General features: G+C 41.4%; 26 protein-coding genes. 12 read left to right on the top strand and 14 right to left on the bottom strand.

Translation table 11 applies throughout. The features are described from left to right. Positions 1-447: a TlpA family protein disulfide reductase gene (locus tag AABM38_RS20045; RefSeq protein ID WP_423407946.1), complete on the bottom strand. Its 447-nt coding sequence runs from the start codon at positions 445-447 to the stop codon at positions 1-3. 669 nt (positions 448-1,116) lie between these two features. Between AABM38_RS20045 and AABM38_RS20040 the strand changes: the two genes are divergently transcribed. The 4 genes from AABM38_RS20040 (at position 1,117) to AABM38_RS20025 (ending at position 4,822) form a co-directional block, all read left to right on the top strand. After that, on the top strand, positions 1,117-1,695 hold the full coding sequence (locus AABM38_RS20040) for a sulfurtransferase TusA family protein (protein WP_423407945.1): 579 nt from the start codon (positions 1,117-1,119) through the stop codon (positions 1,693-1,695). Positions 1,696-1,707: 12 nt separating this feature from the next. Further along, positions 1,708-2,097 carry a DsrE/DsrF/DrsH-like family protein gene (locus tag AABM38_RS20035; RefSeq protein WP_335375408.1) on the top strand — a complete coding sequence of 130 codons (390 nt, stop codon included), beginning with the start codon at positions 1,708-1,710 and terminating at the stop codon, positions 2,095-2,097. Positions 2,098-2,126: 29 nt separating this feature from the next. Next, positions 2,127-3,248 (top strand): MBL fold metallo-hydrolase, encoded by a 1,122-nt coding sequence (locus tag AABM38_RS20030; protein WP_423407944.1) that lies wholly within the window; start codon positions 2,127-2,129, stop codon positions 3,246-3,248. A 143-nt stretch (positions 3,249-3,391) separates the two neighbouring features. Then, positions 3,392-4,822, top strand: a complete 1,431-nt coding sequence (locus tag AABM38_RS20025; protein ID WP_423407943.1) for a bifunctional metallophosphatase/5'-nucleotidase — start codon at positions 3,392-3,394, stop codon at positions 4,820-4,822. A 77-nt stretch (positions 4,823-4,899) separates the two neighbouring features. Here the strand turns inward: AABM38_RS20025 and AABM38_RS20020 are convergent, their stop codons facing one another. From AABM38_RS20020 to AABM38_RS19990, 7 genes are all read right to left on the bottom strand, one after another. Continuing rightward, a complete protein-coding gene (locus AABM38_RS20020) occupies positions 4,900-5,484 on the bottom strand; it encodes a redoxin domain-containing protein (RefSeq protein ID WP_423407942.1) in 585 nt (194 codons plus the stop codon). Next, positions 5,481-6,092, bottom strand: coding sequence for a hypothetical protein (locus AABM38_RS20015; protein ID WP_423407941.1), 612 nt, complete (start codon positions 6,090-6,092; stop codon positions 5,481-5,483). The genes AABM38_RS20020 and AABM38_RS20015 overlap by 4 nt, the downstream gene beginning before the upstream one ends. Beyond that, entirely contained in the window at positions 6,089-6,502 is a 414-nt protein-coding gene (locus tag AABM38_RS20010; protein WP_423407940.1) for an OsmC family protein, read from the bottom strand. The genes AABM38_RS20015 and AABM38_RS20010 overlap by 4 nt, the downstream gene beginning before the upstream one ends. Before the next feature lie 229 nt (positions 6,503-6,731). After that, positions 6,732-7,799, bottom strand: a complete 1,068-nt coding sequence (locus AABM38_RS20005) for an ATP-binding protein (protein WP_423407939.1) — start codon at positions 7,797-7,799, stop codon at positions 6,732-6,734. Continuing rightward, complete coding sequence (locus AABM38_RS20000) at positions 7,786-8,484, bottom strand: response regulator transcription factor (RefSeq protein ID WP_423410809.1); 699 nt, start codon at positions 8,482-8,484, stop codon at positions 7,786-7,788. The genes AABM38_RS20005 and AABM38_RS20000 overlap by 14 nt, the downstream gene beginning before the upstream one ends. 34 nt (positions 8,485-8,518) lie before the next feature. Beyond that, a complete protein-coding gene (locus AABM38_RS19995; protein WP_423407938.1) occupies positions 8,519-9,232 on the bottom strand; it encodes a cytochrome c biogenesis CcdA family protein in 714 nt (237 codons plus the stop codon). A 551-nt stretch (positions 9,233-9,783) separates the two neighbouring features. Beyond that, a complete protein-coding gene (locus AABM38_RS19990; protein WP_423407937.1) occupies positions 9,784-9,969 on the bottom strand; it encodes a hypothetical protein in 186 nt (61 codons plus the stop codon). Positions 9,970-10,012: 43 nt separating this feature from the next. Between AABM38_RS19990 and AABM38_RS19985 the strand changes: the two genes are divergently transcribed. Then, a complete protein-coding gene (locus tag AABM38_RS19985) occupies positions 10,013-10,915 on the top strand; it encodes a LysR family transcriptional regulator (protein ID WP_423407936.1) in 903 nt (300 codons plus the stop codon). 21 nt (positions 10,916-10,936) lie between these two features. Here AABM38_RS19985 and AABM38_RS19980 read toward each other — a convergent pair whose 3' ends face one another. The 6 genes from AABM38_RS19980 to AABM38_RS19955 all read right to left on the bottom strand — a co-directional run bounded on the left by AABM38_RS19980 (position 10,937) and on the right by AABM38_RS19955 (position 15,930). Continuing rightward, complete coding sequence (locus AABM38_RS19980; RefSeq protein ID WP_423407935.1) at positions 10,937-12,520, bottom strand: beta-propeller fold lactonase family protein; 1,584 nt, start codon at positions 12,518-12,520, stop codon at positions 10,937-10,939. A gap of 25 nt (positions 12,521-12,545) precedes the next feature. Next, on the bottom strand, positions 12,546-13,157 hold the full coding sequence (locus tag AABM38_RS19975) for a 4Fe-4S binding protein (RefSeq protein WP_423407934.1): 612 nt from the start codon (positions 13,155-13,157) through the stop codon (positions 12,546-12,548). Between the two features lie 16 nt (positions 13,158-13,173). Next, positions 13,174-13,554 carry a cytochrome c gene (locus AABM38_RS19970; RefSeq protein WP_335375420.1) on the bottom strand — a complete coding sequence of 127 codons (381 nt, stop codon included), beginning with the start codon at positions 13,552-13,554 and terminating at the stop codon, positions 13,174-13,176. A gap of 119 nt (positions 13,555-13,673) precedes the next feature. Further along, positions 13,674-14,198 (bottom strand): cbb3-type cytochrome c oxidase subunit II, encoded by a 525-nt coding sequence (locus tag AABM38_RS19965; protein ID WP_423407933.1) that lies wholly within the window; start codon positions 14,196-14,198, stop codon positions 13,674-13,676. A 15-nt stretch (positions 14,199-14,213) separates the two neighbouring features. Further along, a complete protein-coding gene (locus AABM38_RS19960) occupies positions 14,214-15,587 on the bottom strand; it encodes a cbb3-type cytochrome c oxidase subunit I (RefSeq protein WP_423407932.1) in 1,374 nt (457 codons plus the stop codon). A 211-nt stretch (positions 15,588-15,798) separates the two neighbouring features. After that, positions 15,799-15,930: a hypothetical protein gene (locus AABM38_RS19955; RefSeq protein WP_423407931.1), complete on the bottom strand. Its 132-nt coding sequence runs from the start codon at positions 15,928-15,930 to the stop codon at positions 15,799-15,801. Between the two features lie 144 nt (positions 15,931-16,074). On the opposite strand from AABM38_RS19955, the gene AABM38_RS19950 reads away from it, so the two are divergent. The 7 genes from AABM38_RS19950 to AABM38_RS19920 all read left to right on the top strand — a co-directional run bounded on the left by AABM38_RS19950 (position 16,075) and on the right by AABM38_RS19920 (position 22,689). Continuing rightward, positions 16,075-16,212: a hypothetical protein gene (locus AABM38_RS19950; RefSeq protein WP_423407930.1), complete on the top strand. Its 138-nt coding sequence runs from the start codon at positions 16,075-16,077 to the stop codon at positions 16,210-16,212. A gap of 569 nt (positions 16,213-16,781) precedes the next feature. Continuing rightward, positions 16,782-17,261 (top strand): DsrE/DsrF/DrsH-like family protein, encoded by a 480-nt coding sequence (locus AABM38_RS19945; RefSeq protein WP_423407929.1) that lies wholly within the window; start codon positions 16,782-16,784, stop codon positions 17,259-17,261. 79 nt (positions 17,262-17,340) lie between these two features. Then, on the top strand, positions 17,341-17,919 hold the full coding sequence (locus AABM38_RS19940) for a sulfurtransferase TusA family protein (protein WP_423407928.1): 579 nt from the start codon (positions 17,341-17,343) through the stop codon (positions 17,917-17,919). Positions 17,920-17,957: 38 nt separating this feature from the next. Next, positions 17,958-19,079 (top strand): MBL fold metallo-hydrolase, encoded by a 1,122-nt coding sequence (locus AABM38_RS19935; RefSeq protein WP_423407927.1) that lies wholly within the window; start codon positions 17,958-17,960, stop codon positions 19,077-19,079. A gap of 100 nt (positions 19,080-19,179) precedes the next feature. After that, positions 19,180-19,407 (top strand): sulfurtransferase TusA family protein, encoded by a 228-nt coding sequence (locus AABM38_RS19930; RefSeq protein ID WP_423407926.1) that lies wholly within the window; start codon positions 19,180-19,182, stop codon positions 19,405-19,407. Positions 19,408-19,510: 103 nt separating this feature from the next. Then, complete coding sequence (locus AABM38_RS19925; RefSeq protein WP_335375429.1) at positions 19,511-20,287, top strand: sulfite exporter TauE/SafE family protein; 777 nt, start codon at positions 19,511-19,513, stop codon at positions 20,285-20,287. Between the two features lie 575 nt (positions 20,288-20,862). Next, positions 20,863-22,689, top strand: coding sequence for a M6 family metalloprotease domain-containing protein (locus AABM38_RS19920; RefSeq protein WP_423407925.1), 1,827 nt, complete (start codon positions 20,863-20,865; stop codon positions 22,687-22,689). Positions 22,690-22,944 lie beyond the last annotated feature (255 nt).

Here is a 22,944-nt window from a genome sequence, read left to right as displayed (position 1 = left end):
TTATTTTTCCTCTTTTCCAAGCACTCGGTTCACACGTTTGCGGAGCATGGTCATCCCGCTTCCGCCAGCCTGGAAGTGGCGAAGCTTACCTTCTGCATCAAATACGTAGTAAGCAGGAACATATTTATTTTCAAATGCCTCTGTGAGTTTATGCTCACCATCAATGAATGTTGGCTGGGAGATATCATGGCCCATTGCCATTGCTTCAATGACTGCAACATCAAGATCATTTTCAGAGCGAGGCATATGAACCGCCAAGATGTTCAATTCATCCTCATACTCATCACGGAATTCATTCACTTCCGGCATTGCCTCTTTGCAAAGTCCGCAGCTGACAGACCAGAAATGGATTAAAGTAGGTTTCCCTAAAAGTTCTTCTTTTGTTACTTCACCGTTCACCCATCCAGTAGCGCCAGTTAATTCCGGCATTTCGTCTCTTAATTTCATCACAGAATCCTCCCCTGATCAGTGTCTATGTGTATATATTATCATTAAAATTATTTAAAAATCAATACTTAATTATAATTATTATTATTTATTAATGATTATCAATTGGTATTGTGCCAATTAGTACTTTTCTCAAACGATCGAGCTTTTTTAAGTAGGCTGTGTTAAAGTACAATGTTGATTTTTAGCACCTGTTGATTGGAGCGGAAGGCGCGCAGACTCCTCCGAAAATGCTATCGCATTTCCATCGTGCGTGGGCAGATTCGAGGAAGCTATTCAGTGTCCTGGGGGATCAGCGGCTAAGGTGAGACCCCGCAGGAGCAAAAGCGACGAGGAGGCTCACCTGACGCCCCCCGGAAAGCAAAGCGCCTGGAGCGGAAATCAACAGACTCGTTTAACACAGCATTTAAGTAAAAAGTCATTGCCATCTAATCACTAATTTTTCACCTGTTAAATATTTGTTGAAATCAACGGCCTTTTAAAAATTTGGCTATGTTAAAGCGCCAGTCCCGCGGAAAGAAGCGCCTGGAACGAAAATCAACAGACTTTTTTAACAGAGCCAAAATTTAAGGAATAACTTTTACCGTATGAGGTATAGATAAAGGGAATTATTTTTCTGTATGGATTCCGTTTGACCATAAATACTATTGATTATGAAGGGGGATTACTATGTCAATTTCTGCGGATAAAGTTCTGGACGCAAAAGGGCTGGCATGCCCGATGCCAATCGTAAAAACAAAGAAAATGATGAATGAATTGGAGCCTGGACAAGTAATAGAGGTGCAGGCAACTGATAAAGGATCAACGACAGATTTAAAAGCATGGTCAGAGAGTACAGGCAATCAATACCTCGGAACGATTACAGAGGGAGACGTACTGAAACACTATCTTCGTAAAGCGAGTGATGAGGAATTAACAAATGATTCTCCGCATCCGCATACAGCTAGCCTGGAAGAGGTGCTGGCAAAGTTTGATGGCGACGAAAAAATTACCATCCTCGATGTCAGGGAATCTGCTGAGTATGCTTTCGGGCATATTCCTCATGCTAAATCAATTCCGCTTGGAGAGTTGGAGCAGCGGGTCAATGAATTGAACCCTGAAGAGGATGTATACGTAATTTGCCGTTCGGGTTCGAGAAGTGATATGGCAGCAAAAAAATTGGCTGAAAAAGGTTTTAAGAAACCAATAAATGTTGTTTCTGGAATGAAGGACTGGACAGGTCCGACAGAAAAATCAGTTGAAAAATAGGGAGGGACTAAAATGAAAGTAGCTATTATCGCCGCTAACGGCGGCATGTTTGACGCATATAAAGTATTCAATATCGCAACTGCGGCAGCAGCAACAGATGCAGAGGTAGGGATCTTCTTTACGTTTGAAGGATTAAACCTGATCCATAAAGAAGCCCACAAGCAGCTTCCGCTTCCTGCTGGGAAAGAACACTTCCAGGAGGGCTTCCAGAAAGCAAATGTTCCTCCGGTCGAACAGCTTGTTGAAATGGCACAGGAAATGGGCGTTAAAATGATCGCATGCCAAATGACTATGGATGTCATGGCTCTCGAAAAAGAAGCGTTTGTCGATGGGATTGACGTTGGCGGCGCTGCATCCTTCCTGCACTTTGCCAGCGATGCGGATGTAACTTTAACATTCTAATAATTTAAGCCTGAAACAGGAGGGACTAAATGGTACAGACAATCTCAGTGAAAGAATTGGCCAGGAAAGTCATCAATCATGAGGATCTCTTTATCCTCGATGCGAGAAACACCGAGGATTTTGATGACTGGAAGATTGAAGGCCGTAATGTAATGGTTCATAATACACCTTATTTTGATCTCCTTGAAGGTATTGATCCAGTCATGAATGTTCTGCCTGAGGAAAAGGACATTTATGTCATTTGTGCTAAAGGTGGATCTTCTGAGTTTGTAGCTGAACAAATAGAAGAGGCAGGCTTTAAGGATGTATTCTCCGTTGAAGGCGGAATGAAAGCTTGGAGTGAGCATTTAGAGCCGGTTAAAATAGGTGACCTCAAGGACGGGGGCTACATTTACCAATTCGTCCGAATTGGGAAGGGCTGTCTATCATACCTTGTTGAATCGAATGGCGAGGCTGCGATCATTGATACAAACAGAATGATCGAGCAATATGAAGAGTTCATGTCAGGGAAGAATTTTAAGCTCGTGGCCCTGCTAGATACGCATCTTCATGCGGACCATATTTCCGGGGGACGGAAGCTGGCGGAAAAAGCGGGAGCCAAATACTATCTCCCTCCGAAAGATGCGGGTGAAGTAACCTTCCGCTATGAACCGCTTCAGGATGGCGATGAAATTAAGGTTGGAAGCACAGTCATCCGTGCCTTGTATTCACCGGGACACACTATTGGAAGTACATCTTTCATTGTGGATGACCAGTATTTGCTGACGGGCGACATTCTGTTCATTGATTCCATTGGACGTCCTGACCTTGCTGGTTTGGCACAGGACTGGGTAGGAGACCTGAGGGGTACATTGTACAAGCGCTATAAAGAGCTTGCCGATGAACTCCTCGTCCTTCCAGCCCACTATATGGGCATCAATGAAATGAATGATGACGGAAGTGTATCTGAAAAGCTTGGGGTCCTGTATGCACAAAATCACGGCTTGCAGATTGACAGTGAAGAAACGTTCAGAAAAACGGTTACCGAAAACCTTCCGCCGCAGCCTAACTCCTATCAGGAAATCAGGCAGACGAATATGGGGAGAATCGACCCGGATATTGAAGAACAGCGTGAGATGGAAATCGGACCAAACCGCTGTGCGGTCCGTTAATAAAGTGAAAACGGAAGGGAGTGCCATTTTAGGTACTCCTTTCGATTAATAAATGGGCTAAGGCTTTTTTCGCAAGCTTCATGCATCTCAGACTTTTCCAGGAAATTTACGAAAAGAGCCTTATTAAATTGGAGGAGTTTACAATGAAGAAGTTGATGATCATCCAGCAGAATGATACTCATGGAAGCCTAGACCTTCATCATGAATTATTTTGGCGGGGCGATACTCCTGAATTGAAACAAACCGGTGGTTTACCCAGGATTGCTAAGTATGTAAAGGACTTAAAGTCGCAAAACGACAATGTCCTTTTCCTTGATGGCGGGGATTTATTTCACGGAACTTTACCACTTGTTTCAACAAAAGGGGAGGTGCTTTTGCCTGCTCTGGAAAAAATGCAGCTGGACGCCTGGGTTCCGGGGAACTGGGATTTCGCTTACGGGAAGGAACAATTGGAATTGTTGGCAAACAGTTTGCCCTTCCCGACAGTTGCTTGCAATGTAGTGAGTGAGGATCCAGCTGATACGTTTTTAAAACCATTTACGATCAAAGAAATGCAAGGGATAAAGGTTGGGATAATCGGCCTTACGTATCCGTATGTACATGAAACAATGCCTGACAGCTTCTCTGAAGGACTCGTTTTTTCAAAGGGTGTAGATGAGACTCGCAAGTGTGTGACAGAGCTTAAAGGGAAGGTAGATGTAGTGTTGCTGTTAAGTCATATGGGACTTCCTCTTGATGTTGAACTCGCTGCTCTCGTTGATGGGATTGATATAATCCTATCTGGCCATAGCCATGACAGAATTGAGCAGCCTATTACGGTAAATGGAACCGTCGTTGTTCAGGCAGGCTCAAGTTCATCCTTCCTTGGCAAGCTGGATGTCACCCTTGGTAACGGAAAAATAGAAGACTTCCATTACGAATTAATTGCAATTGATGAGCAGTTTCCAGAGGATAAGGAAATGGCTGGAATGATCGCAGTTATTTTAGAGCCTTATCAACAGGAACGGGCAAATGTTGTCGGTAAAACAGGTTCAATTTTACACCGGATGACCTTGAATGAAGCACCGATGGATAAACTGATTACCGATGCCTATCTGAATGCATTTGATGCCGATTTGGCGTTTTCTCACGGCTGGCGGTATGGAACGCCGGTGCCAGCAGGTGACATTACTGAATACGACTTGCACACAATCATACCGACGAATCCGGAAATGTTTACGATGGAGATGACAGGGGAGCGTCTTGTTAAGGCTCTAGAGAAGAACCTTGAAATGGTGTTCTCCAGAGATCCGTTCAAACAAAAAGGCGGTTATATCTTGAGATCCGCAGGATTATTCATGGCCTTTAAGCCATATAACCCGGAAGGCAACAGAATCCAAAAGCTGCTGATTGGCGGCAAGGAAATCGACATGAGCAAAAATTACAAGATTGCCGGAGGCGGAAGTCAGCTGTTTAAGGCAGCAGAGGCTGATAAAACCTATTACGGTATCCATGCTATTGAGGTCATTAAGCAGTTCCTAAAGGAAAAGGGAATTTTTACAGCAGATGAACCACCGAAAATCATAAGTATATAAAGGCTGTTTTATCATTGATTGTTGCTTTTCGTCATGAATGAAAAAACAAGTCGCAGCTCATCAGCCGCGACTTGTTTCTATTTAATATCAGTTAATTTCTTCATCATATTCTCATCCATTGGACCGACGATTTTCTTCGTGATTATACCATTTTCATCGAGAATATAACTTGTTGGGATTGTGAACGCCTGGTAGGTCGTTCCGGCAGTGCCTTCTTCATCCAGAGGAATAGTGAAAGTCAAACCATATTCTTTAACAAAATTTTGGACTTCATCGACGCCTTTATCCATATTAGTCAGGTTAACAGCGAGAATTTCCACGCCTTTATCCTTGTTTTCTTCATAAAAGTTTTGCATGTGCGGCATTTCGGCTTTACATGGCGGGCACCAGGTTGCCCAGAAATTCAAGATAACCTTTTTGCCGCGATAGTCTGAAAGCTTAACTGATTTACCATCAAGAGTATTCAGTTCGAAATCAGGAGCTTCTGCCCCTTCACGTAACGCAGAAAGCTTAGCACCGGGGATGTCTTCCGTTTCCACCGATTCTTCCGTTTGGTCTGTCGTTTTCTTTTCACTTTCAGTCAAATTTGGTTTCCAGATATTCACGACTAAAATAACAGCCGCAAGAGCTAGAATCGCAAAAGATAATAGGTTCTTGTTCAAGACTGTAACTCCTCCTTATGAACTCGCTGAAATAGTAGCAAGATAATTCCAAGTGCAAATAGTAAAAGGTTTTCTGCTGCGAGCAAATCTGAAAATAAGCTCAGGATAAGCGCTTCTAACATTAGGAACAATATTGAAAGCTGCTGGTTCAGTCCAGCCTTCTTAAAATAATAAAAAATGAACCCTAACAGAAGAGCAGCCTGTACTGCTGCCGCTGGGAGATTTTCGGAAAAGGCAAACAAGACTGTCTCGTATAGAAGGAAAAATATTAAGTATGCAGGAAGAAATTCCTCCCTGTTGATTCCACTGTCCTTTTTCCGGGCTATAAAAAATAAATAAAGTGCGATTCCGGCAACGGCAAGAATCTGTCCATTTGTACCGCCAGTGAAGTAGAGCAGGGATAGCGGGTTATCAATGAACATTTTAAAATTAAAGAGCCCGTAGCTTAATTTTGAAATAGCGATATAAATAAAGAAACTATTCCAATACCAGTCGCCAATGCTTTTCTTTTCCTTTAGCCAGTATATCATGGCTCCGATAAAAATCGCGGCAAAAGCTGCAAGCAAATCTACTGGCAGCGTAAATCTGCCGACCGTTATATAATTCAAGCAACATCACCTTTTTTTGGCTGGTCTGGCGTAAATTCAATCTGGTACTTTACATCAATGCTGCCGATTACCGATTGAATCATGCCGCAATTTTTCAATACGAGAATGCCAATCTTTTCAGCCTGTTCCGCCTTTTCTTTTTGATCCGTTTGAACACTTACTTTGAATGTCAGCTGTTCAATCCGGTTAGCTTCGTCTGGATTTCTCACGGCTGAAACATTTACGTCAATTCTCTTATAGTCTATTCTTTTCTTTGTTAAAATATTTGCAAGAAGGGAAGTACTGCAGCCCACTAGTGATGAAGCGAATAGCTCAAAAGGGCGGTATCCAAGTTCGCTATTTGGCGATACAGGAAGGAACCCGTATTCTAGCTGTCCAATAATTTTATCATTATAATAAGTAAATTCCATCGATCTCGCTCCCTTTTTTAAGGCTTTTTCGTGAACGATGCTGCTTTGACACTTTAAAGTAAAAATCGGCTTCTGGATCTTTCCGGTCATAGATGCCTTTTTAGTTCAGGAACCTTTCGGAAAGGCTCGGAATTAAGAAATTTACTAGATAGTATATTTTTATATAAAGCAACATTCATACGATAATAACCTTTTTAAAACAGTATGAATCTGTTTTGTTAAGAATTGATTAAGAAGCGTGATGATGAGGAATGCTTATCCAAAATGAATGATCAAGTCCATTAGTTTCAAGTCCAATTTTGCCGTTATGGGCCTCAATGATGCTCCGGGCAATCGCGAGACCCAAACCTGCGCCGTCAGCTTTGGTGCTTCGGGATTCTTCGAGACGGTAAAATCGTTCAAAAATAAGCTCCTTTTTTTCCGGATCTATGTAATAGCCCTTATGGGAAAAAGTAATGGTGTAATGTTTTCCTTCAAGTTTTGCTTCAACAGATAAGTGGCGGCCTAAATCATAATCGATAATATTTTGCAGAAGATTGGATATCACTTGCTTTAGTCCATCTTTATGGCCAAATACGAGAGAAGGCTTTATCTCAAGATTAAACGAATCAAATTGACGGTCTATTTTAAGCTTGAAGGCGGCAATTGATTCTGTCACGACCTCGTCGATTTTTACAGCTTCAAACTGTTTTTCCAGAAAATAAACATCTTTATTCCAGGCGTCAAGTTCCGATATCAAATCGACAATTCGGGTAATCCGTCGGGATTCCTCCAGCAGCGATCCAAACAATTCTCGATCGCCGGCCAAAACCCCGCTCTGAAGGGCTTCTAAATACCCATTAACATTGGTAAGCGGAGTTCTTAGTTCATGAGCTATATCCCGCAGCATTTCTTCCCGTCTCGTTTGGATCACAGACAGTGATTCTGTCATGGCATTGAAGTTTGTGAGCAATTCTCCTAATTCACCTCTTGCAGAAAGCTCGATTTGATGAGGGATTTTTCCTTCCTTTATTTGATTGGCTGCTGCGGCAATTTTTTTAACTGGCTGAACGATGCGTCTTACGGAAAAATAATGGACAAGTCCTGCTCCAATAAAGGCTATGATACTTACCTTTATGAGGAAGGAATCTAAGGTATCGACCAGCTGGGCTCCGGTGATCTGCTCATGGTTCACAAGGAAGCAGGCATAATCCTTTACGGAGATTCCTGCAAGCATGATAACAAGCAGAATGACAACGCTGTTCACAGCAACAAGCTTTGATAATAATAAATTGCCTATGCTTTTAATTCGCCGCAAACCTATACCCCATTCCTCTCACAGTTTGAATATAATCCTTTGGCGTCTTTTCTTTGATTTTTTCACGGAGATTCTTAATATGGACATCAATCGTCCGTTCGGTCACTGCCTTTTCATTGTTTTCATAGATAGAGTCCAGAATTTGCGTCCGTGAAAGAATCTGGCCAGGGTGCTGCATGAACATATGGAGGAGCCTGAATTCAAAGTTTGTCAAATCAAGGAGTTCTCCATCGATCCTCGCTTCTCCTTTTGCAGGTTTGATTGTAAGACCGGTAAAAGTCAACTTTCCGCATCTGCTGGCAGTCCTTCTTAGAACGGCCTCAATACGGACCATCAGTTCACCAGGACTGAATGGCTTGACCACGTAGTCATCAGCACCTAGCTTGAAACCTTCAATCCTGCTTTTTTCCGATGCCTTAGCAGTCAGAATGATCACAGGCATCATGCTTTCAAGATCATTCCTTAGCCATGTGCAGATTTCTTCACCATTCTTACCGGGAAGCATCAGGTCAAGGATCAGGATGCATGGGTCGTATTTTTCAATCATTTCCATTGCGAGAATTCCATTGTCAGCTTCAAGGACCTCATATCCTTCATTTATTAGGTAAATCTTAACAAGTGTCCTGATTTTTGGGTCATCCTCTACAACCAATACGCTTTTGCCAATCAAATCTTTATTCACAATGAATGTCACCCCTTCGGACAGCCCTCAGATAAGATTAAAATTGAAATATGCTATAAGCAGAAAGCCAGGCACTAATTTTTTGCATCTGTCCTGAAAGTACAAGGAAGCCCATTCCCACCATGATCATGCCGTTTACAAAAGCCAATTTAGCAAGGTACTTGTTGATTTTCTTGATTGCTTTTAAAGAATAAGAAATAACGAACGAGATGACCAGGAAGGGCACAGACATTCCAAGTGAGTAAGAAGTCAGCAAGTACATGCCTTGATATAATGTATCCGAAGAACTTGCAAGCAGCAAAATGGATGAAAGCGCAAGTCCTACACAAGGTGACCATCCACTTGCAAATGCCATACCAAGAAATACGGAACTGAAGACACCTTTCGATTTTGTTTCAGAATGGATCTTTTTTTCCATCATTAAAAATTTGATATTCAACAATCCAGCCATCTGCAAACCGAAGATGATGATCAGCAATCCGGCTGCCTGCATAACGATCGTTCTGTAGTTTGCGAACACCTGGCCAAGAAATGACGCAGATGCGCCCATGACAATAAAAATAAGACTAAAGCCGATGATGAAGCCGAAAGAACGGGAGAATAGAGTAGTTCGGTCCACCGCAACCTTTGAACCCTCGATCTTGCCACCGGTTAAATGCGTTATGTAAGCAGGAAGCAGGGGAAAGACACATGGCGAGAAAAAAGATAATATCCCTGCAGTAAAAGCAAAAAACAATCCTATTTCATTCATTTTAAAATCACTCCTTTTCTTTATTTCTATATTGTGCAGGTTTTGTTAAGGCTTAATTAAGAAGGTACAATCTAATCATTTTATTATACCCATATTGGTATATAATTTGAAATGATGTATAATGATTTCTATCCATTAGTTTAACATGATTAAGGAGTTTGAATCTTTTGGAGGATAGTTTGTTCTTATTAAAGGTTTAAGTAGAGCCTATTAAAAAATAGGCTGTGTTAAACTTGTCTGTTGATTTCCGCTCCAGGCGCTTCGCTTTCCGGGGGGCGTCAGGTGAGCCTCCTCGTCGCTTTGCTCCTGCGGGGTCTCACCTTGGCCGCTGATCCCCCAGGACACTGAATAGCTTCCTCGAATCTGCCCACGCACGATGGAAATGCGATAGCATTTTCGGAGGAGTCTGCGCGCCTTCCGCTCCAATCAACAGGTGCTAAAAAATCAACATTGTACTTTAACACAGCAAAAAAATAAAAACCCAGGAAAATTTCCCAGGTTCTTTTACAATCATTCACAGGTTTTAAAACCCTGTATGGTATAATCCAATATTAGTGGTTTAAATTTTTCTTGATTCCGAAATAGGTGAATAGGGAAACAGCGGACAAAATGGCCATTGAGGCGATTTCAAATTTCACATCACGGTATGTGATTGAATTGTCCTTCGTAAAGTACATCAATCCAAAAATAAAGACGGACAAGACTAAGACGGTGACGATGATATCTGCTTTTTTCATTTTATTCCCTCCAATTCTATTAGTATAAAGGGGTGCGATCATATTGAACTTGGAACATTTAAAGACATTCATTGCTGCGGCTAAATATGAGAGCTTCTCCCAGGCAGGCAAGATGTTAAATTTGTCTCAGCCGGCTGTCAGCCATCAAATCAGCCAACTGGAGGCTTACTATAATAAACAATTGTTCATCAGGGCTAAACGCAAAATCGTTTTGTCTGAGGCCGGAAAAACTTTATATGATTATGGTCAGCAGCTGCTTGCCTTGAACGATAAATTAGAAAGCTTATTGGCTGAGGGTGATTCCAGCCAGACTATTAAAATTGGCTGCAGCAATACGATCGGTGAATGCTTGATTTCAAAAATGGTCCAGGACTTCATTAAATTGAATCAGGACATTTCGAGTGACCAAATCCAGATTACCATCGGGACTTCCATCCACATTACCGATTTGCTGTATGCATCAGAAATTGATCTTGCCCTTGTGGAGGGTCAAGCTGATCGCTATAATTTTGTATCACATGAGTTCTACGATGACATGCTTGTTCTGGGTGTGTCTCCGCAGCTTAGAATCAATCCTGAAAATCAAATGCCCGAAAAGCTTGCAGATATGACATGGCTGATCCGAGAACCTGGCTGTGCCATGAGGCAGGCAACCCTTGATTTATGGAAAGGGCTGAATATAGAACCGAAATCAGTCCTCGTCTATAACAGCAATACATTAATCAAGGAAGGTGTAAAAAATGGATTAGGCGTTGCTGTATTTTCAAAACTGGCGATTTGTCCTGAAATTCAGACAAGACAGCTAATGGTCAGCCGTTTTAAAGACAGAGACCGTTTCCGTCCATTTTACCTTCTTAGAAAAGATCATCAATATAAGTCCACACTTCATGAGCGATTATGGAATCATATCGTCCATTTAGATGAAAATCCTAATGTTCCATGTTAATGGAGCATTAGGATTTTTCTTTTATTTTTTGTCACTCTTCTCAGCGGTTTCCAGTTCAAGTTCTGTTTTGATATTTAGTGTTTTATGGTCGCCAGATGCAAGATAATCAATGATCATTTGTCTTGATGCATCGTCCATCTTAGCACCATTACCCTTCATCCGGTCTACAACTGAAGTCCAGTCTTCCGCTGTTTTACTAGAGTTTTTCATAATACGGCCAATATCATGGCATACAAGGCATGTGTCAAGGAAAGCTTGTTCATTTTCATTTCTTGCTTTTGGGAAAACTAGAGTGGACGCTTTCTTCACTCTGTTCGCTTCCTCTTCATTTTTTGTCTGGTAAGCCAATAATTTGTCTTTTGGAACATTAGTTTTAAGCGCAATACCATTCGGATTCAAACCTACTGGTATTGTTTGCCTGAAATCCTTCTTTTTTGTCATATCAATCTTGGTTAGAGTCTTATCGCCCCAATTTGAGCCGAACATAACGCTTCCGTTTGGACTCCAGTTGAGCCAGTGAATATTCTGGACGCCCCAGATCTTCCTGACGATTTTGTAATTTTCCTTAGGATCCAATACTGTCAGATAGCCTGCACCATTTTGGGAAGTATACCAGTATCCATCCGGACCAAGATAGGCAATGTTTGTACCTGCGCCTGTCTTAACTGTTCTGATGAATTTCAATTTATCGGTATCAATGATGGAAATGGAACCATCATTACGGTTTCCGGTTACAAGGTCATGAGTATCACCCATGAAGCTTAAATTTACGGGCTTAGGAATGTCAGTGATTTTTTTCAAAAGCTTCTCAGTCTTAGCATCATAAATGGCTACTTCATCATCTGCGGTGTTAGCAACAGCTACATACTTGCCATCATTGGACATATCAAGTCCTGAACCTGTTCCTTTGCCGTAGTCTGTCTGAGTTCTTTCCAGGTGTCTCATTTCTCCGGATTCAATATCAATCACAGTAATGAAAGGTTCTGCCTGCAAGCTGACAAACAACTTCTTGCCGTCGGGGGTCACATTTAAATCCCTTGGCTTTTTGCCGACATCTTTGAACACTTTTACAAGTTCAGCAGTTTCAGCATTAAACATTCCAACTGCTCCAACGGCGTTCAAGGAAGTGAAGGCATATTTGCCGTCTCTTGAGAAAGTCATATGCTGTGGTGCAGGGGGCTTATCAAAGCCAGGAAAATCGATATTATGATACTCGAGTGTATCCATATTGATTGCGACTACGCTCGTACCATAACGCTGAGTTGCGAACGCCCATGTTTGATCTTTATTCATATGGATATGGTGCGGTGTTCCTGAACTTTGAATATATTTTACCGGGTTGCCTGTTTTAATATCTGCAATCGCTATTCCGTTACTAACTTCGTTCGCAGACAGGATCCAGCCTTCGCCGTTCCAGTTCATGTTTTTATCGGCATTACCGTTAGGCTGGTCTTTCCACCAGTTTGGGGAATAGTTCTTATCCAGCGCAGGAAGTTCCTTTTTATTCACATCATCAAGGGATGTTTCTTTTACCGCAGCTTCTGAACACGCAGTTAGTGAAATGGTCAGTAGTGCGAAAGCTGATAGTTTAAGAAGTTTTTTCATATATGTCCTCACCTCACTCTTTTCATTAGAACCATCCGACAAGCAGGATCAGTACAAGGGCAGTCGTAGTTCCCCAAGTAATCCATACTCCAGGATGTGTCAGCCATTTTGTCTTATCATCCACGCGGGAAATGCCCTGGGCAAGTCCGTATGGGCAGACTTTACAAAATGAATTTCTTGCCTTGTAGGACAGTGCTGTATATAGAACACCTGTAGAAGTAACAAGGAAGAAGTATTTGTCCATCTTAAAGTTGATTAATGACTTCCAGATGGTGATTGGGTCGTAAAAATAGCTTACAGTTGCATAGGCCATAAAAAAGCTGACAACCAAACTTAATAGAAAAGTTACCGCCTTGCCTTTTTCACCTAATTTTCCCTCAATTTTGTTCAATAGCATGCTGAAGGTATTATGCGGGCAAGCGTATTGGCAAAATGCCCTGTATACAATCATGGATAATGCTAAAAATGCCATCAGGAATAAGAAAAGGAATACAAAAAATAGATAACCAGCTTCATAGCTTAACTGAAAACCGAATAAGAACAATTTTTCGTTGTCAATGTCCATCCTGAACCCATTCCAAAACGGCAAAGTAAATATAGCGATAAAAGATGCCCATCTTATTACATTTTTAACCACGAATATCCTCCTTTCCTTATCTGTAATTTTCTAAGTACGTATAGACTTGATCGATTTCTTTATCTGTATATAGGTGGCCGATTGCCGGCATCGTGTTACGTCCGTTTTTGATTACATTTTTGATGTCTTCTTCTTTCAGCCTATCCGTTACACCCTTAAGGTCAGGTGCCGCTCCTGTAGCATGGCAGTTTAAGCAAGTACCTGTGAAAATAAGCTCACCCTTGTTTTCCTGAGGTGCGGCAGCAGGTTCTACCTGTAATTTGCCCGGCATAAAGAGGGCATAGCCAATTGCCCAAATTGCTACAACATAAAATACAGCTACCAACAGTTTAGGCACTTTATTATGTTCAATTTTGATATCCGAAACAATATCTGCTTCTTTATGTTCATTTTTCATCTTATCCACCTGCCTTTAGAATGCTGTTTTGATATGGTTGATTACAAAATCATCTCCTTAAACACGGGTTTAAGGAGATGCCATTATGGAAATGGAAAGGTTTTGGCCAGGTAACTTATTTATGATCCATTTCCTTCATTTTTGCTTTCTTCGAGCCTTTCCTCTGTTGGCTTAAGGCTCATTAAATAAGCGATAAGGTCATCGAGTTCCTGGTTAGACAGGTAATCGAAAGAAGGCATGATCGAACCAGGGCTAGTTGATTGGGGATCGATCAAATGCTGACGATGCCAATCTTCATTATATTTAAGTCCAACCCACATTAAATCAGGGCCAGTACGATTAGAACCCATCAATTGAGGCAGATCATATTTATAATCTCCGCCCTGTGATACTGGACCAAGATTTTGGTTCTGGTCAGCTGGCAATGCCCTTACGAACTGTGTATGGCATGTCTGGCAGCCATTTTGGATATAGACATCTCTTCCTCTTGCTTCAGCAGAATCCTCAGGATAATTGCGCAGCTCACCGCTGGCGGTCGCTGAGTTAATTTCCGAGTCGAACAGGGGAAGGATAACCGTGCCGGCAACACCGAACATCCATAAAATAAATGCAACAATTAATACTGATGATGGTTTACGTTCCAAGTTGTTCCCTCCTCCTTAAGCAGTAGCAGCCTGTTGCTGTGTTTGCTGTTTTTTCTCGATTTTTGAAAGCTTAATCGTTTTGTACATATTCCAGGCAAGGAAGAACTGAGCGACATACATCATCGTTCCGCCAATGGCGCGTCCCTTAACGTATGGCTCCATCATTAATACAGTCTTAAGGAATGGTACACCTTCGATCCATGCAAATCCTTGAACGACACCAGCGATCCATAAAGAAAATGCGAACACTAGGAATCCAACAGTAGAGAACCAGAAGTGAGCTTCCATTGCTCTCTTGCTGAACATTTCACGTCCAACGATTTTTGGCAGGATGTAATAAATTGCAGCGAAAGATGTGAAAGAAAACGCTCCAAATGGCCCCATATGTGCATGCCCTACAGTCCAGTGAGTGAATTTAATAACTGAACTTACAGATGGAAGAGCTTGCAGCGGTCCTTGAAGACACGCAAATAAGTAAAAAATGGTTCCAGCCATCGTGAAACGGAGCGGCACACTCGTTCTAGTCTGTGACCAAGAACCTTTCATTGTTCCCCAGAAGTTAGCTAAAACTGCCCAAACAGGAATCAATAGAACAATGGATGGAATAACACCGGCTTTGGAAATCCAGCTCGGGATCGGTCCATTCATCAAGTGGTGAGGTCCATTCCATACATAGAATGTAGCGATTGCCCAGAAACCGATCATGGAAAGCTGATGGCTGTATAATGGCCGTCCAGTTAGCTTTGGAAGCAGATAATAGATCTGTCCAACGCCAACAGTCGTCATCCAAAGACCAATCGCGTTATGTCCAAGGAACCAGCCCATTAAACCCTGCTGTACGCCGCTTGGGATCAGGGATGGCGGGAAGTTGCCGACAATCCAGGTCAATGGCAGCCATAGAAGGGAACCAAGGAAATACCATAGGCTGACATACAGCATTTTTTCCTGTCTTTGTCCGACAGTCTTGAAAAGGTTATAAGCTACAAGTCCAATAGCAATCAGAACTTGAACGTCAACCCAAAGCGGGAATTCGCCATACTCGATAACAGAGGTCTGGCCATCCAGTAACGCAAAGAAACCTTCTAAAATGACAACGTTGTACACTACTAAAGAAAAATTCCCAAGCTTTTCGCTGAAAACCGTCGTCTTAGCCAGTTTTGGAATCATGTAAAACATTGAACCGACATACGCCATAGAAAGCCATGCGTAAATAACGAGCATGACGTGAGCAGAACGAATATGCCCGTATGTTGTCCAGCGATTGTTTAACAATTCTGGCCATATTTGTTTTGTTGCCGTAAGAAGTCCCATGCTCATGCCGATGATGATCCAGAAAACAGCAGCGATGAACCAATTCTTTGAAGAACTCCATTTTTCGTCTGTAAACATTTTGACACTCCCTTGTTCATAAAATAACCACATATATTTCACAATTTCTTCACAATCTGCTATTAAAATCATACATCTGATAATGAGATACAGTTATTCAACTTTTCTATAGTGTTATCCAAATGTTTTATACATGCATTTCAACTGGTAAAAAGGCTTCTTTTTTGGAATTTTTAGCAAAAAAAAACAGAGATGGAAATTCCAGCTCTGATCAGTCGATATGAATTTTGTCTTCTTTCTCATTAGACTTTTTTCGCAAAGTATCAAGGATGAAGATAATCAGGACGGGAACTCCGAGGTAGTAAAATAAATCAAAGAAAAATCCCAGTGATTGATGGTCCATGTTGTAACCTCCTATATTATTTTGACCACATTGTAATCCCAGAGCTTTCATATTACAACCCCCTGAAAAATACTCTGGACGGTGTCATGGATTTCTGTTAAAGTAATTCGATAGAATGAGAAATCCATAAAAAAAGGGGGGATAATGATGGTCACAGGAGCTTGGGTCTTATTGGTAGTCATGATCGCATCCACCGCATCCGCCGGCTTGATCTGGTACTGGAGCAAGAAAAATGGCCTTTATGATGAAAGTGTGAAATACAGAATGCTTGATGAAGAATAGAACCTATAGAGCGCAATCTTTACAATCTGCTAATTTTAAAGTTTGACTTGCCGGGTTCAATAATTTTCCTTCCGTACCTCTTATAAAAAGACCGCTAACTGCCACAGAAACACTATGTTGATAAAACTTTTTCTTCTATTAAATAATGTTACCTTCTATTTGCTGCCTCAATTTACTCTTATACAAATAAAATGTTAAAAACGCTCATAATAAGTTTTCACACAGGTTTAGTTTTGCTCAGTGTCGATTATGAGCACCCGTTGATTGGAGCGAAGATCAACAATCTAATTTAGCTGCTTATCGGTTAAAAGCTTTTTTACCATATAATATTGATTTTAAATGTCTGTTAAAAGAACGGGAAATATGCATCTTAAACGGAAATGAATAGCAAAAGCTTTATCATATATAATAATGTCATAAAAAATACATAAATACTGTTGACATCCTCATTGAATTTTTATATGATATACCCTGTAAGGTATTTAACAACGTAATCACGTTAAAAACTATAGATATTTTTTTAGAAAGATAAATACCCACTACCGTAATGATAGAGAGGGAGAGTGTAAATGGGAGAAACAAAAAAAACAACGATTGTTTTATTCAGTGGAGATTATGATAAGGTGATGGCTGCCTATATCATTGCAAATGGAGCTGCAGCATATGATCACGAGGTAACGATCTTCCACACATTCTGGGGATTGAACGCTTTAAGGAAAGATGAGCCGATCCAGGTTGAAAAATCATTCATTGAAAAAATGTTTGGCAAGATGATGCCAAGAGGCGCGAACAAAATGGGTCTTTCAAAAATGAATTATGCAGGCTTTGGTCCTAAAATGATCAAAGATGTTATGAAGAAGCATAATGCAATGCCGCTTCCTGATCTAATCGAGATGGCTAAGGAACAGGATGTTAAGCTTGTTGCCTGCCAAATGACTGTGGACCTGCTTGGTCTAAGACACGAAGAAATCATGGAAGGTGTTGAATTTGCCGGTGTAGCAGCATATCTTGCTGATGCTGAAAATGGCAATGTCAACTTGTTCATTTAATAAGGGACTTTCACTTAGGGCGGCTCGCTGCTCTAAGTGAAAATAACTTCATAGACAAACTCAAAGTGGAGGTCGAACAATGGATACAGTAAAAACAAATTCCACAGTCGATGCAAAAGGGCTTGCTTGCCCAATGCCGATTGTCAGAACAAAAAAAGCAATCAACACGTTAAATCCTGGCGAGGTTTTAGAAGTGCTCGCAACGGATAAAGGTTCTAAGGCGGATATTCAAGCATGGGCAAAGAGCTCAGGCCATCAATATCTTGGAACACTCGAAGAAGGCGATGTTCTTAAGCACTACATCCGTAAAGGCGGAGCAAGTGAAGAGAAAGAAGAAACACAATATCCAAACGTTGTTTCAAACGATGATGTCATCAAGAAGCTTGAAGCAAATGAGGATGTGGTTATCCTTGATGTAAGGGAACCAGCTGAATACGCTTTTGGCCATATTCCAAATGCGGTATCCATTCCATTCGGTGAGCTTGAAAGCCGTGTGTCAGAACTTGATAAAACAAAAACATTCCTTGTTGTTTGCCGCACTGGAAACAGAAGTGACATGGCATCTCAAACACTTGCTAGCAATGGTTTTGAAAATGTTTGGAACGTTGTGCCAGGCATGTCTGACTGGAATGGACCAACTGAATCAAAAGTAAATTAATTTTTTGCAAAAATATACCCCAGGAGGTAAATGCGAATATGAAAGCTATGACGTCTAAAGAAATTACGAAAAAAGTATTCAACAAAGAACCATTCTTCATTCTTGATGTCCGCAATGAAACAGACTTTAATGATTGGAAAATCGAAGGCGAGAACTTTGAATACTTGAATATCCCATATTTTGATTTACTTGATGGTGTTGAAGAAATTCTTGACCAGATTCCAACTGATAAAGAAGTCCTTGTTGTATGTGCAAAAGAAGGTTCTTCCGTGATGGTTGCTGAAATGCTTGAAGAAGCTGGTCGTGAAGTTTCATATCTTCAGGGCGGAATGAAAGCATGGAGCGAACACCTTGAGCCGGTTAAGGTTGGCGATCTTAAAGATGGCGGAGCTATGTACCAGTTTGTCCGCATTGGCAAAGGATGCCTATCTTACATGGTTGCATCAAATGGTGAGGCTGCATTAATTGATGCAACAAGGATGACTGATGTTTACCTTGATTTCGCTAAGGAAATTGGCGTGGAAATCAAGCATGTATTTGACACTCACCTGCACGCTGACCACATTTCTGGCGGCAGAAAGATTGCGGAAGCAACAGGTGCATCTTACTGGCTTCCACCAAAAGATGCTGAAGAAGTTACATTCAACTATCAGCCTTTAGAAGATGGCAACAATGTGAAAATCGGTGAAACAAACATTGACATCAATGCATTGTATACTCCAGGTCACACAATCGGATCAACATCTTTCGTAGTAGATGAGAAGTATCTTCTATCAGGGGATATACTATTCATTGACTCAATCGGACGTCCCGACTTGGCTGGTAAGGCAGAAGACTGGGTAACTGACCTAAGAAACTCACTATACAATCGCTACAAACAGCTTTCCAATGAACTTCTTGTACTTCCAGCTCACTTCATGATCATCGATGAGCTGAATGAAGACGGAAGCGTATCTGAAAAACTAGGTACTCTTTTCGAAAAGAACCACGGCTTGAACATTGAAGACGAAGCTGAGTTCAGAAAGCTTGTAACTGAGAATCTGCCACCACAGCCAAATGCTTATCAGGAGATTCGTGAAACAAACATGGGTAAAATCAGCCCGGATGATGAAAAGCAAAGAGAAATGGAAATCGGGCCAAACCGCTGTGCGGTAAGATAATTAAAGTTTATCCTCAGGGGGATGGAACCAATTTCCCTGAGGTACACCTGAAATTGAAATGATCAAACAAATATTAAAACATCTTAGGAGGAATTTTAACATGAACGTAGCAAAAGTGTTAGATGCAAAAGGACTTGCTTGTCCAATGCCGATCGTGAAGACAAAGAAAGCAATCGCTGATATCCAATCTGGTGAAGTACTTGAAATTCATACAACTGACAAAGGCGCTGTAAAAGATCTAGCTGCTTGGGCGGGGTCTACTGGAAATGAACTTCTGAAGCATGAAGAAGAAAACGGTGTGTTCAAGTTCTGGATGAAGAAAGCCTAATTGAACGGAGGGGGAGCTTGTCCCCCTTTTCTTATGTTTTTAAAAATAGTTTTATCTGGTTTTAGCAACACATTTTGTTTATGAAGAATAAGGAGGAAGCCTAATGGATTTAAACTTTTTAATCGTCATTTTCTTAATTGGCTTTATTGGTTCTTTTATATCAGGGATGGTCGGTATCGGCGGTTCCATCATTAAATATCCTATGCTATTATACATTCCACCATTGTTTGGTTTGGCTGCGTTCAGTGCGCATGAAGTGTCTGGAATCAGCGCGGTACAGGTATTCTTCGCTACAATCGGGGGAGTCTGGGCTTACCGCAAAGGCGGCTACTTGAATAAGACATTAATCATTTATATGGGTGCAAGCATCCTGATTGGTAGCTTAATCGGAAGCTATGGCTCACAATTCATGTCAGAAGGCGGCATCAACGTTACTTATGGTATCCTTGCTCTGATTGCAGCAGTTATGATGTTTGTTCCTAAAAAGGGTATCGATGATATTCCACTTGACCAGGTTACTTTCAATAAGTGGCTTGCGGCGGCATTTGCATTTATCGTTGGGGTAGGTGCAGGTATCGTAGGAGCAGCTGGTGCATTCCTGCTAGTTCCAATCATGCTTGTTGTCCTTAAAATACCAACAAGAATGACAATTGCTACTTCGCTGGCAATTACATTTATCTCTTCAATTGGATCTACAGTCGGCAAAGTCGTGACTGGCCAGGTAGATTATGTACCGGCATTAATCATGGTTGTTGCAAGCTTAATTGCTTCTCCTCTTGGTGCGAATGCAGGGAAGAAAGTTAATACAAAAATCCTTCAGTACATCCTGGCAGTATTGATCCTTGGTACAGCTATTAAAATCTGGCTGGATATATTGTAGGATATAAAGAGAAAAGCATTGCTTTTGCGATGCCTCAGACTGCAGACAAACTCGTTGAAAATCGAGCTTGCCTGCAGTCTTTTTTTATTTTTCTGTAAGATGGGTTTGTTGCTTATTTGAGACAACTGTTTTAGTAACATATGTTGCTAGTGGATTTCGACGCCTCTAATGACAATACGCTTATAAAAAAGCAGATTGAATGGTTCTTGTTGCGTTCTCATCTCTTTTCCAAATATTTTTTGGGAGCCAAGAGGTCTATTGGCGCCTTCTTTTTCCAAATTTTTCTCATATAGGTACCCATAATGTCTTATTGGCGACCTCTTTCCCTAATTTTTTTGTATTTTTGGTAACCAAGAAGCTATATTGTTGTTTTTATTTATCGTTTAAACGATATTGAAAAACGAAGATTGAGTGACCCTGCCAGTGATAAATTGGTAAGATGATAAAAAATTCTGAAAAATAAGCCTTTTGTATTACTGTCTAATCTATCAAACCATACAAAATCCCTATTTAGAATATACTGAATATTTTATAATATTTAGGATATAGAAATATATTAATAGGGGAGTGACACCATGTTAAAAGTCCTATCAACTTCAGCGCTGTCTCTTGCTTTGGCAGGAAGTGCAGTATTTGCTGGAGTCAGTGCTAATGACTCAAGCGCAAAAACACAAAGTAAATATGAAATCAGCCTTGCGCACCATGTTGGTGCAGCACCTGAACTTGTCGATAAAGCAAAGGAACTTGGAATCGATATTTCAAAGGTGGATCCTGCTGAGAAAGCAGCAGTAAATGGAACAAAGTTTCAGCAGCCAGGAGATAATCACGTTGCTTACAGACAAGCAAAAGGGGATGTTCCTGTTTTAGTTCTTTTAGCTAAGTATCCTAATGGTGATGAACCTGTAGGGGATATGAAGGGACAAGTCCCCGCAAAATACTATGAGGACTTGATTTTTGGCACAGAGTATAACCCTTATGAACTTGAACAGTTCAAACAATATGATGGAGCAGACGTTCCGAAAGACCGTACGATGCAAAACGCTTATAAGGAATCAAGCTATGGGAAAGTGAACTTGGTCCGTAAAGAAAATACTGAATTTGTATGGGTAGAGATGCCTAAGGGTGCCTCATACTATTTGGATCAAGAAGGCAAATTTGCTGAAAGCGGAAAGTACGTACTTGGGAACGAAAACGGAGATGCACATACTGGTGAATTCATTCGCGACCTGCTGAAAGCAGCCGATGAGCAGGTAGACTTCTCTCAATATGCCGAGAATGGCGAAGTGCCGAACGTATTCGTTATCCATGAAGGAACAGGAGCAGAATTCAGCCGCGACCCTGCACAGTTCTGGTCTCACAAGTGGAGCCTCTTAAGTGCTTTATACTATGGAAAATACTATGAAACAGGCAAACCAGCTGATCAGTATGAAGGCATGAGTCAAAGCGCGTGGATCAACAAAACGGTTAAAGAGGATATGACCTATGATGGCGTGGTTGTTAACAACTACAACATCCAGCCAGGTATCGGCGGTAACGTTGCTGGATTCGATGCTGCAACCGGTACGTACAAAGAAGAAGCGAAAACGGGACCATTCCCAGCGCAGACAGGTGTTTATGCGCATGAATTTGGACATGCGCTAGGTTTGCCAGATTTCTATGATACGGTCTATACTTCTGAAGGTGTTGGGAACTATTCAATGATGGCAGGCGGGTCATGGATGCGCTATCCTAATGCCCCGGTTTACAGCGGAAACTCACCGACACACTTTGATCCATTCTCAAAGGTTTTCTTAGGATGGGCAAATCCAATTGAAGTGAAGCCTAGTCAAGGAGTAAGAGAAATTACATTGCCGCCAATCAATAAAGCAACAGCAGATAACGGCATTGTTAAAATGGAGGTTCCAGGCTCAAATGGCACAGAATACTTCTTATTTGAAAACGTTCAGCAGGACGGCTTTAACAAGGGGTTAATCCGTCAGGGAGAGAATTCTAAAGGACTAGTTGCGTGGCATGTAGATGAAAATGTCATTAATCTTTACCAGACTGCCGGCTTCCGTCCAAATAACGTGGAGAACTGGATGAACAAACGATTCCAATACAACCAGTCACAAACGGCAAGCAATGGTGATGTCGTCACTCACTATGGTTTATCTGTCCTTCAGGCAGACGGATTATATGATCTTGAAAAGAACGTTAACCGCGGGGACGCAGGTGACTTCTTCAAAACAGGCAGCAAGATCACTCCTGTATCAGGCAATGTTCACTCTGGCTCTTATTACTTCTGGAAGGGCTTTAGCAGCACACCTGCAGATTCAGGAATCCATGTAACAAACATTGTTGAAAACAAAGACGGCTCTATCACAGCTAAATTCTTCTACAACTTTAATTCAAGTGTAAAATAAAAACGAAAAACCTGAGGGGGATATTTCCCTGCTCAGGTTTTTTAACAAGATAAGAAAGTATAAAATTCACTTCTAGAAATGTCCAGCTCCAGCGCCTAGCCCCTCGAGTTGCTTGTCTAGTTTCGCCTCCTAGAAACTCCGAAACTTCAACTCCGCCGGCAGAAGCAAAAAGCGCTTCTTTGTCGGAGTCTCCAGTTTCTGCGTTTCTGGGCAGTCGGCTATACATTTCGAATTCGGTCCGCCCAATGAAGTCAA

Source organism: Heyndrickxia sp. MSNUG, assembly GCF_049532715.1.
Lineage (GTDB): Bacteria > Bacillota > Bacilli > Bacillales > Cytobacillaceae > Mesobacillus.
The sequence above is the reverse complement of the archived record's forward strand: the minus strand, read 5'-3'. Positions and strand labels throughout refer to the sequence as shown.